The sequence below is a fragment of the Herpetosiphonaceae bacterium genome, assembly GCA_036374795.1.
Lineage (GTDB): Bacteria > Chloroflexota > Chloroflexia > Chloroflexales > Kallotenuaceae > LB3-1.
Genome location: DASUTC010000148.1, coordinates 18,405 through 29,829 on the forward strand (window position 1 = coordinate 18,405; position 11,425 = coordinate 29,829).

Annotated in this window: 4 protein-coding genes; 2 read left to right on the forward strand and 2 right to left on the reverse strand. The window is 66.3% G+C overall.

Translation table 11 applies throughout. The annotated features are described in order from the left end of the window. Positions 1 to 84: 84 nt before the first annotated feature. The gene (locus tag VFZ66_10245; protein ID HEX6289562.1) at positions 85 to 270 is read right to left on the reverse strand and encodes a hypothetical protein; all 186 of its coding nucleotides are present in this window, start codon (positions 268 to 270) and stop codon (positions 85 to 87) included. A gap of 167 nt (positions 271 to 437) precedes the next feature. On the opposite strand from VFZ66_10245, the gene VFZ66_10250 reads away from it, so the two are divergent. Together VFZ66_10250 and VFZ66_10255 are read left to right on the forward strand one after the other, a co-directional pair. Beyond that, entirely contained in the window at positions 438 to 977 is a 540-nt protein-coding gene (locus VFZ66_10250) for a DNA topology modulation protein (protein ID HEX6289563.1), read from the forward strand. Positions 978 to 1,154: 177 nt separating this feature from the next. Further along, positions 1,155 to 2,117 (forward strand): LLM class F420-dependent oxidoreductase, encoded by a 963-nt coding sequence (locus VFZ66_10255; GenBank protein HEX6289564.1) that lies wholly within the window; start codon positions 1,155 to 1,157, stop codon positions 2,115 to 2,117. Between the two features lie 77 nt (positions 2,118 to 2,194). Here the strand turns inward: VFZ66_10255 and VFZ66_10260 are convergent, their stop codons facing one another. Continuing rightward, positions 2,195 to 11,371, reverse strand: a complete 9,177-nt coding sequence (locus tag VFZ66_10260) for an amino acid adenylation domain-containing protein (GenBank protein ID HEX6289565.1) — start codon at positions 11,369 to 11,371, stop codon at positions 2,195 to 2,197. Positions 11,372 to 11,425: the final 54 nt, after the last annotated feature.

The following is an 11,425-nucleotide window of genomic DNA, read 5'->3' on the forward strand; positions in this document are numbered from 1 at the left end:
CCGTTCGTAGGAGCGTACGGCAATACGCTCCTACCGATATACCACATCCGTGCAAGAGGCCGCCTGTGGTGCTGCGGACTCCGGCTACTCAAGCGGCGCGGGCGGGCCGGGCTGTGCAGGGTTCGACTCGTCGGGAATAATGATCGGCGGCGGCGGCAGGATAGGCTCCGGCTCAGGGTTGGGATACGGCACCGGATCGGGCATCGGCGGCTGCGGGTTTGGGTCCGGCACCGGCTGCGGCGGGAGCGGCTGTGGAGTTTGCCAGGTCATACTCGTTCCTTTCACAAACATTTTCGGCACACACCAGGCGAAGTATCACATTCTGCGCCACCGGCTTGGGGGGACGAAGCACAACGGATCAAGGGATCAAGGGAAGAACCACGAAGCAAGTTCAAAGTTCAAAGAACCGGAAACTTGAAACTTGAAGGCGATAGGAGATGCGAAAAATTATGCTGATCGGACCCGGCGGCGCGGGCAAATCGACGCTGGCGCGTCACCTAGGGGCGATCCTCGACATCGACGTGATTCATCTGGATCGGCTATTCTGGAAGCCGGGCTGGATCGAAACGCCGCGCGCCGAGTGGCGCACGCTACAGCAGCGGCTCGTGCAGGGTGAGCGCTGGATCGTGGACGGCAATTACGGCGGCACACTCGACATACGACTGGCCGCCGCCGACACGATCATCTTTCTCGATCTTCCGCGCTGGCTTTGCCTGTGGCGCGTCGTCAAGCGCCGCGTGATCTACGCCGGACGCGCACGACCGGATATGTCCGAAGGCTGCTCGGAAAAGCTTGACTGGCAGTTTCTCCGCTGGATCTGGCAGTATCCACGCACGCGACGCCCGCAGATTCTCCGGCAGCTGGCGCAGCTCTCCGCTCAGAAACGGGTGATCCGGCTACGCTCACAAGCGGATGTGGCACGTTTTCTGCACGAGGTCCGCCTTGTCGCTGTGGAAGACCAATCGCGCCGGAGCTAGCTGATGCCGCACAGCCGATGGAGGGCGGTATTCGCGCCGCAGCGCACATGGGTATATCATTAGTGGCGGGGAGCGTGACGTTTGCCGCGCGGCAGCCGGAGCATCGCCAGCGGAGCAGGACGCTCGGCGCTGGCAGCACAGGGCTGAAGACGCGGCACTTAGGAAAAGGAGGATGTCATGCCGATTCCCTTTGGGGTGTTTGTACCGCAGGGCTGGCGCATGGATCTGGTTGAGATCGACGATCCGATCGAGCAGTACGAGGCGATGACGCGGGTCGGCCAGGTGGCGGAGGAGAGCGGCTACGATTCGATCTGGGTCTATGACCATTTCCACACGGTGCCGACGCCGGAGCTTGAGACATGCTTCGAGTGCTGGACGATCACCGCCGGATTGTCACGTGATACGAAGCGGATCAAGATCGGCCAGATGGTGACGTGCAACGGCTACCGCAGCCCGGCCCTGCTCGCCAAAATGGCCTCGACCGTCGACGTAATGAGCCACGGGCGGCTGCTCTTCGGCCTTGGCGCTGGCTGGTACGAGCACGAGTGGCGGGCCTACGGCTACGGCTTCCCCGACACGCCCGACCGCATGCGCGCCTTCCGCGAAGCCTGCCAGATCATCCACGCGATGTGGACGCGCGAGTATCCTGAGTTCCAGGGCAAGTACTATACGATCGACAAGCCGATCAACGAGCCGCGAGGCGTGCAGAAGCCGTATCCATCGTTCTGGATCGGCGGCGGCGGCGAGAAAGTGACGCTCAAGCTGGTAGCCCAGTACGGCAATGCGTGCAATGTCGGCGGCGATGTCGAGACGCTCCGCCGCAAGTTCGACGTGCTGCGCCAGCACTGCGACGACGTTGGCCGCAACTACGACGAGATCATCCGCTCGACCAGCATCAACGTCCATCTGGTCGGCGCGGGCGAAGATCCCGAAGCCGTCACTGCCCAGGCGCGCGGCAGCACCTCTTACCAGGAATACTCCAAATCGTACTGGGTCGGCACGCCCGATCAGATCGAGGCGCGCTTACAGCCGCTGATCGAGGCGGGCGTTAATTACGTGCTGGTCTACCTGCCGCGCGTGGCGTACGACCAGGAGCCGGTGCGGCGCTTTGCCCAGGAGGTGATGCCGCGCTTCCAATAGCTGTTGAGCGAATCCGCATCGTTAGCATGTCGGTGCGCTTGTCGCGCACCGACAGTCCTTAACCCGATCTGCGCGCCTCACGAATCGGCCTGTGCGGCGTCCAGCAGCTTGCCCAGCCAGTCGGCAACAAATTGAACGTGGGGCGGTCGCAGCAATGTGTAGTGCGTTCCCGCCACCACCTGGCGCTCAACGATGGGCGTCAGGACGCGCCAGCCCTCGGCCAGCACGCTGGCGTGCCCCGCCTGCGCCTCGCGATCGACCTCCAGCAGCGCTACCGGCACTGCCGTGGGCCTGAGCGTGGCGGCGTGCTGCATCGCCAGGTTCGCGTAGAACACGTCGGCCAGCCGCTGGAACTGATCCCGATCGATGTCGGGTGGGAGCGCCTGCTGACGCTGGGCCTGCGCCAGCACATAGGCTAGCCGCTCGGCGACAGGCAGCGGCGCGAGATCGGCGGGAGTAATCTCTAGCGCTTTGCCGAACATACCGCCCAGGTCGCGGGCGAATGCGGCGGCCAGCGTCGCGGCGTCGGGCGGAGCCTGGCCCGGCGCAGGCGCGAAGCTATCGATCAGCGCCAGCAGGCTAACGTCTTCGCCTTGATCCCGCAGCCGACAGGCCATCTCGAAGGCTACACTGCCGCCAAACGACCAGCCGCCAAGCAGATAGGGGCCGTGCGGCTGGACCGTGCGGATCGCCGTGACGTACTCCGCCGCCAGATCCGCGATCGTCTGATGTGGCGTCTGACCGGCCTCAAGGCCGCGTGCCTGCAAGCCATAGAATGGCTGATCAGAGCCGAGCAGCCGCGCGAGGTCGGCGTAGCAGAACACGGTGCCGCCGCCAGGATGGACGCAGAAGAACGGTCGGCGGCTGCCGCGTGGCTGGAGCGGCACCAGCGGCGACCACGGCATCTCACTTCCGCTCTGCCGCAGATGCACCGCAACCTGCGCGATCGTCGGCGCTTGCAGCAGCGTCGCCAGCGGCAGCGTGCGACCAAGCCGCTGCCGGATCTCGGCCATGACCCGCACCGCCAGCAGCGAGTGACCGCCCAGCGCAAAGAAGTCGTCGTGGACGCCGACCGTCGGCAGATGCAGCAGATCGGCCCAGAGCTGCGCCAGCCACCACTCCCAGTAGTCGCGCGGCCCGACCAGCGACGTATCGCTCGCGAACGCACTGGGGTCGGGAGCGGGCAAGGCGCGGCGGTTGACTTTCCCGCTGGGCGTGAGCGGCAGCGCATCGAGCAGCACGAAGGCCGATGGAATCATGTGCTCCGGCAGACGCGATCCCAGGAACGCACGGAGTTCCAGGTTCCAGGTTCCGGGTTCCAGGTTCCTGTGTGCTTTGTTCCTGTGTTCGGCTACGATATACGCTACCAGCCGTTTCTGCGGGTGTCCGCCTGCGGGCGACGTATCCTCGCGCACGGTGACAACGGCGTCGCCGACCGCCGGATGCTGGCGGAGCGCCGCTTCGATCTCGCCCACCTCGACGCGGAAGCCGCGCACTTTGACCTGCTGGTCGCTCCGTCCGAGGTACTCGATGTTGCCGTCCGCCCGGTAGCGCGCACGATCGCCTGTGCGGTACATCCGCGCGCCGGGCTGCTGCGCAAACGGATCGGGGAGGAAGCGCTCGGCGGTGACAGCGGGCCGATGGAGATAGCCGCGCGCCAGTTGCGCGCCGCCGATGTAGAGCTCGCCCGCCACCCCGATCGGCACCGGCTCGCCACGAGCATCCAGCAGGTAGATCCGGGTATTGCCGATCGGCCTGCCAATCGGCGGCAGCGTGGGCCAGAGCGTGGGATCGCCGCTCAGGATGTGGGCCGTGGCCGCGTGGGTTTCGGTCGGACCGTAGTGGTTGTGGAGCGTCGCGCCGGGGATCTGCGCATAGACCTGCATGATCGCGGAGGTGATCTGCAACTGCTCACCTGCGGTGACGATCTCGCGCACCCCATGCAGGCTGTGCTGCTGCTGCACGGCGACCTCGGCCAGGTGTTGGAGCGCAATAAACGGCAGGAACACCCGCTGCACGCTGCCGGTCGCCAGCAGCGCCGCCAGCGCCGATAGATCGCGCCGCTCGGACTCCGTGATCAGCCGCAGCGTGCCGCCGCTGGTCCACGTCGTGAACATCTCCTGAAAGGATACGTCGAAGCTCAGCGCCGCAAACTGAAGCGTCGTCGCCGTTGGCTCCACGGTGGTGCTCTGCCGCTGCCAGGTCAATAGATTGACCAGCGCGGCGTGGGGCATCGCCACCGCTTTGGGCGTGCCCGTCGATCCCGACGTGTAGAGGACATACGCCAGGTGCTCGCGCGCCATCGCCACAGTCAGCGGCAGCACAGGATACCGATCGAGTCCCACCAGCGTATCGATCGTCAGCACATGCGCCGCCGTCGACGGAAGCTGATCGACGAGCGCGGTGTGGGTGAGCAGCACGGGCGCGTTGGCATCCGCGAGCATGAAGCGCAGCCGCTCCTGAGGATAGGCCGGATCGAGCGGCAGGTACGCGCCGCCGGCCTTGAGCACCGCCAGCACCGCGACGGCCAGATCCAGCGAGCGATCGAGCGCCAGCGCCACGCAGGCATCGGGACCGACGCCATGCTGCCGCAGCAGGTGCGCCAGTTGATTCGCACGCCGGTCGAAGGCTGCGTAGGTCAGGCTTGCATCGCCAAAGACCACCGCAAGCGCATCGGGGGTGCGCGCCGCCTGGGCTTCCACTAGCTGATGCACCAGCAGATCCGGGCGTACCTCAAGCGGCGTGTGGTTCCAATCGACCACGATCTGCCGACGCTCAGCCTGCGTCAGCAGCGGCAGCGACGCGATCGACCGGGCCGGGTCGGCGATCATGCCTGCCAGCAACGTCTGGTAATGATCTACCAGGCGGGCGATCGTCGTCGCATCGAACAGATCGGTGGCGTACTCGACCGCGCCCTGAAGACCATCCGGCGTCTCGCCAAAGACCATCACCAGATCGAACTTCGCGGTATGGCTTTCGACGGCGACCGGCTCGACCGTGAGGCCGGACAGGTCGATCGCGGCCTGCGGTATGTTTTGCAGGATGAACATCACCTGGAAGAGCGGATGGCGGCTCAGATCGCGCGTGGGATGGACCTGCTCGACCACGACCTCGAAGGGCACATCCTGGTGCGCGTAGGCATCCAGGCAGGTGGCGCGGGTGCGCGCCACCACATCGGCGAAGCTTGGATTGCCCGACAGATCGGCGCGCAGCACCAGCGTATTCGTGAAAAAGCCGATCAGCCCTTCCAGCTCCGGTCGCACCCGTCCGGCCACCGGCGTCCCAACGACCACGTCGGTCTGGCCGCTGTAGCGATACAGGAGCGTCTGGAACGCGGCCAGCAGCGTCATAAACAGCGTGCTGCCCAGCGTTTGGCTCAGCCGATGCAGCTCGCTCGTCAGCGCGGCGGGCAGATGGAATAGATGGTGTCCACCGTGATAGCTGGCGATCGGCGGACGTGGATGGTCGATCGGCAGGTCGAGCGGCGCGACGTCGGCAAGCTGCCGCCGCCAGTAGTCCAGTTGTTGTTCTAGCACCGAGCGGGGTGCTCCCTGGGCCAACCACGCGCGCTGCCACACCGTATAGTCGGCGTATTGCAGCGGCAGTGCAGGCAGCGGCGATGGCCTGTTGTCGACGATCGCCCTGTAGAGCGTGGTCAGCTCACGGACCAGCACGCCCGTCGACCAGCCATCGAAGATGCTGTGGTGCAGCACCAGCACCAGGATATGCACATCGTGGCGCTGCTGGAAGAGCGTCGCGCGGAAGAGCGGGCCGCGTGCGAGATCAAAGGGCTGATCGACCTCGGCCTGTACCACCTGACGGATCGTAGCGTCGTCCGCGTCGGGCGGCAGCACGACGCCCGGAAGCGAGAAATCGCTCGGCGGCGCGACGCGCTGCTGCGGATCGGGCACATCGGCAAGCGGATCGTAGACAAACGTCGTGCGCAGCACCTCGTGACGCTCGACGATCGCGGCCAGGCTTTGCCGGAGCGCGCCGGGATCAAGCGGGCCTGTGAGCCGGATCGCCACGGGGATGCTGTACATGCTCGTGCCCGGCTGCAACTGCTCCAGATACCACAGGCGCTGCTGGGCGAATGACAGCGGCGGCGCGGCGGCGCGGGGCACGGCTACCAGCGGAACGTCGACGGCGGCGGAGTGGACGCTGATCTGATCGGCAAACTCGGCGATCGTCGGCGCTTCAAAGAGCAGCCGCAGCGGAACTTCGCGTCCCGTGAGGTGCCGCACGCGGGTAATCACCTGCGTCGCCAGCAGCGAGTGCCCGCCCAGGGTAAAGAAATTATCGTGGATGCTCACGCGCTCGACCCCGAAGACTGTCGCCCACACGCCCGCGATCAGATCTTCCAGCGGCGTGCGGGGAGCGACGAACGAGCCGCCCTCGTCGGTGTGGATCGGATTGGGCGCAGGCAGCGCGTTGCGATCGACTTTGCCGCTGGGCGTGAGCGGGAATGCTTCCAGCAGCACGAACGCGCGGGGCACCATGTAGTCGGGCAATCGCTCCCGCGCATAGCTGCGGAGTTCCGCGCTCAACGGTTCCTTTGCTCTTTCTTCTGTTGTTCTTTGGTCTACCACATACGCCACCAGCCGCGCGTCGCCCTGACCCACGTCGCGCACGATCACCACGGCCTCGCGCACGGCCTCATGCTGCCGCAGCACGGCCTCGATCTCGCCCGGCTCGACCCGAAAGCCGCGCAGCTTGATCTGCTGATCGATGCGGCCCAGGTAGTCGAGATCGCCGCTGGGCAGGTAGCGCGCCAGATCGCCCGTGCGATAGAGCCGCCCGCCGGGTGCTGGGCTGAACGGATCAGGCACGAAGCGTTCGGCGGTCAGCGCGGGCCGGTTGAGATAGCCGCGCGCCAGTTGCGGCCCGCCCAAAAACAGCTCGCCTCGGCCCCCGATCGGCACCGGCTCCATCTGCCGATCCAGCACATACGCCCGCAGATTCGCCAGCGGACGCCCGATCGGGATCTCGCCCGCTGCGGCCTCGACGTGCGGAGGCACCGGGTAGGCCGTCGCCACGATCGTCGTCTCGGTTGGACCATAGGTATTGAGCAGCGTGCAGCGGCGGGCACCCTCTGCGTGCAGCCGGTCCTGCCACTGCGCCACCCGCGCAGGTGCGGCACGCTCGCCGCCGATGATCACCAGGCGCAACGCAGCGGGCACAGCCAACTCCGCATCCGCCAGCGCTTCGGCCAGCAGGTGCCAGAAGGCCGTCGGCAGGCTGAGCACGGTGATGCGCCACGCATCGCACAGACGGAAGAAGGTTTCAGGGCTGGACAGCATCTCGTCGCTGCGGAGCACCAGGGTCGCGCCGCTGGTCAGGCTGGTGTAGATCTCCTCGGCGCTGGCATCGAAGGTGATCGCGGCGAATTGGAGCATCCGGTCGGCGGGCGTGAGCGCGTAGCGCTGCTGGGCGGCGGTGATATAGCTGACCAGCGCGCGATGCGAGATCATCACGCCTTTGGGCAGGCCGGTCGAGCCGGAGGTATAGATGATATAGGCGATCGTATCGGGCAGCACCGCGACACCAGGGCGGCTCGTGGGCCGCTGCGCGATCTGCGCGCTGTCCCGATCGAGGCAGACCAGCGACCCGTCGTAGGGCGACAGCGTCGCGGTCAGGCGCTCCTGCGTGACGAGCACGGCAATGGCGGCATCGTCGATGATGAATTGCAGGCGTGCCTGGGGATAGGTCGGATCGAGCGGCACATACGCGCCTCCGGCTTCGAGCACCGCCAGCAGCGCGACGATCAGATCGAGCGAGCGCGGGAGGCACACTCCCACGCGCACCTCGCCCTGAGAGCGCCCGCCGACGCCTTGCGCACGTAGCTGGTGCGCGAGCTGATTGACTCGGTCGTGGAGCTCGCGGTACGTGATCGCGTGCTCGCCGTCGATCAGGGCGATGGCATCGGGCGTGCGCGCGATCTGCGCTGCAATCAGCTCATGGATCGCGGCTTCCTGCGGGGTATCCTGGCCGGGCGTGTTCCACTCAAAGAGCAGCCGCCAGCGCTCCATATCCATCAGCAGGGGCAAGGTCGCGATCGACTGGTGCGGATCGGCCAGGGCCGCTTGCAGCAGGATCAGGTAGTGCTGCGCCAGCTTCTCGATTGTCGTGGCGGCGAATAAATCCGTGCGGTAGCTGAAAATCCCATTGATCCGGCCTGCGCTCTCGGAGAACGTGACGAGCAGATCGACCTTCGCGCCGTGGAGGTCCGGCGGGATCGCCTGGAAGCTGAGGCCCGGCAGCACAAGCGCGGTGCTGGGCGTATTCTGGAAGGCAAACAAGACCTGGAAGAGCGGGTGGATGCTCAGATCGCGCTCCGGCTGCAACTCCTCGACCAGCATCTCGAAGGGCACATCCTGATGGGCGTAGGCGTCCAGACAGACCCCGCGCACGCGCTCGACCAACTCCTCAAAGCTGGGCGCGCCGCCGAGATCCGTCCGCAGCACCAGCGTATTGGCGAACGGACCGATCACCTCCTCGAACTCCGGGCGGGTCCGCCCCGCGATCGGCGTCCCGACGACGAGGTCGGACTGGCCGCTGTAGCGATACCGAAGCGCCTGAAAGGCCGCCAGCAACGTCATGAACAGCGTGCTGTTGAGGCGCTGGCTCAGCCGATGCAACGGCTGCGTCAGGGCGGCAGGCACCTGGACTTTGACGATCCCGCCGTAATAGGTGACGACCGGCGGACGGGGATAGTCGGTCGGCAGCTCAAGTGGGGGCGCGTCGGCCAACTGCCGCCGCCAGTACCGCAGTTGCTCGTCGCGCACCGTGCTTTGCAACCACTGCCGCTGCCACAGCGCATAGTCGGCGTACTGTAGCCGCAGCGGCGGCAGCTCCACGGGCTGTCCCGCGACGAAGCCCTTGTAGAGCGCGATCAGCTCGCGCAGGAAGATGCTGTTCGACCAGCCATCGAAGATGCCGTGATGGATCACCAGCGCCAGGATATGGTCATCGGGCGCCACCCGGAAGAGCGTCGCGCGCAGCAGCGGCCCCTGCTGAAGATCGAAGGGCTGGGCCATCTCGGCCTGCACGATCTGGCGGATCGCCTCCTCGCTCGTGAGCCGGGGCAATACCACCGTCGGTAGCTCAAGCTCGGAGGGCGGCGCGATCTGCTGGTAGGGCACAGGCGTCGGCGCGCTCGGATCGTACGCAAACGTCGTGCGGAGGATCTCGTGCCGCTGGACGACGGTGCTCAGGCTGCGCTGAAGCGCGACGGGATCGATCGCTCCACGAATGCGCACACCCGAAGGAATCGAGTAGGTCGTGCTGCCCGGCTGCAACTGCTCGAAGAACCAGAGGCGCTGCTGAGCAAATGACAGCGGGATCGGAGCCGCGCCGCGTCCGACGGATGGCACCGTTTCCGGCTCGGCTTCCGTCTCGCGCGGCTGGTCGTCTGGCGCGGGGAGATAGGCGGCAAACTCGGCGATCGTCGGCGCTTCAAAGAGCAGCCGCAGCGGTAGATCCTGTCCGGTTTGCTGGCGCATGCGGCTGACCACCTGCGTCGCCAGCAGCGAGTGCCCGCCCAGCGCGAAGAAGTTGTCGTGGATGCCCACCCGCTCGACTTTCAGCACCGCCGACCACAGCGCGCTCAGCATCTCCTCTGCGCGGCTGCGAGGTGCTGTGTAGCTCGCGGCCGTATCCGAGCCGCGTCCCTCAGGCGCAGGCAGCGCGTTGCGATCGAGCTTGCCGTTGGGCGTGAGTGGCAGCGCATCCAGAAGCACAAAGGCGCTCGGCACCATGTAGTCGGGTAATCGCTCCCGCGCATAGGTGCGGAGCTCAGCGCTCAACGGCTCCTTTGCTCTTTCTTCTGTTGTTCTTTGGTCTACGACATACGCCACCAGCCGCGCGTCGTCCTGACCCACGTCGCGCACGATCACCACGGCCTCGCGCACGGCCTCATGCTGCCGCAGCACGGCCTCGATCTCGCCCGGCTCGATGCGGAAGCCTCGGATCTTGACCTGATGGTCGATCCGCCCCAGGATCTCGACCGTGCCGTCGGGCTGCCAGCGGCCAAGGTCGCCGGTGCGCACCATCAGCGCGCCGTCCTCGAACGGACACGGCACGAAGCGCTCCGCCGTGAGATCCGGGCGGTACAGGTAGCCGCGCGACACGCTCGCGCCTGATACACAGACCTCGCCCGCGATGCCGATCGGCTGCGGCTGATACGAGCGATCGAGAATGTAGATCCGATTGTTCTGCAAGGGCCTGCCCACCGTGATCGGCTGGCCGAGGTCGGAAGCGCGGATGCCGCCCAGGAGATTGATGTCGCTGATCTCGGTCAGGCCGTAGATGTTGACGATCTCGACCTGCGGCCCAAGCTGGCCGAAGACCGCATCGAGCAAGCGCTGTTCGAGCTTCTCGCCGCCGATCAGCAGGTAGCGCAGCGCGTTGGGCGGCTGCTGCGGCGCGACCTCGTTCAGCACGGCCTGGATGTAGGAGGGCACCGCGTCGAGCAGGTGGATCGCGTGCGCGTCGAGGTAGCACAGGAGCGCGCGGCTGTCGAATTTGACCGGATCGGGGATGATGTGCAGCGTGCGGCCAAAAAAGAGCGTCGGGAAGATCTGGTTGACCGAAATGTCGAAGCTGATCGAGGTGATCAGGCCGGTGATCTGCACTGCCGGATCAGTGAAGTAGGCGCGCAGGCCATAGACCAGATTGATCAGGCCGCGCTGTGTGACCATCACGCCTTTTGGTCGTCCGGTCGAACCGGAGGTGAAGATAATATAGGCCAGGTGCTCCGGCAGCGCCGTGCGCGGCGGGTTGGTCGTCGGCTGCTGCGCCAGGGTGTGCCAATCGGCATCGAGGCAAAACACCTGCGCCGGATGCCGGGTACCGGGTGCCCCTTGGGCGTGGTGCAAGCGCTCGACCAGCGCCGCCTGCGTCAGGATCACCGGCGCGCGGCTGTGCGACAGCATGTAGGCCAGGCGCTCAGCCGGGTAGTTGGGATCGAGCGGCACATACGCGCCGCCGGCCTTGAGGATGGCGAGGATGCCGACGATCATCTCCAGCGAGCGCTCGACACACAGTGCCACCAGCACATCGGGGCCGACGCCCTGCGCCCGCAAATAGTGCGCGAGCTGATTGGCGCGGGCATTGAGCGCCGCATAGGTCAGCGAAGCGCCCTCGAAGACGATCGCCTGAGTGTGGGGCGTGCGCGCGGCCTGGGCCTCGATCAGCGCATGCACGGCGGCAGCGCGCGGATACTCCGCCTCGGAGCGGTTCCAGTCGACAAGCATCTGCTGCTCAGCCTCCGTCAGCAGCGGCAGGTGCGCGATGCGCTGCTGCGGATC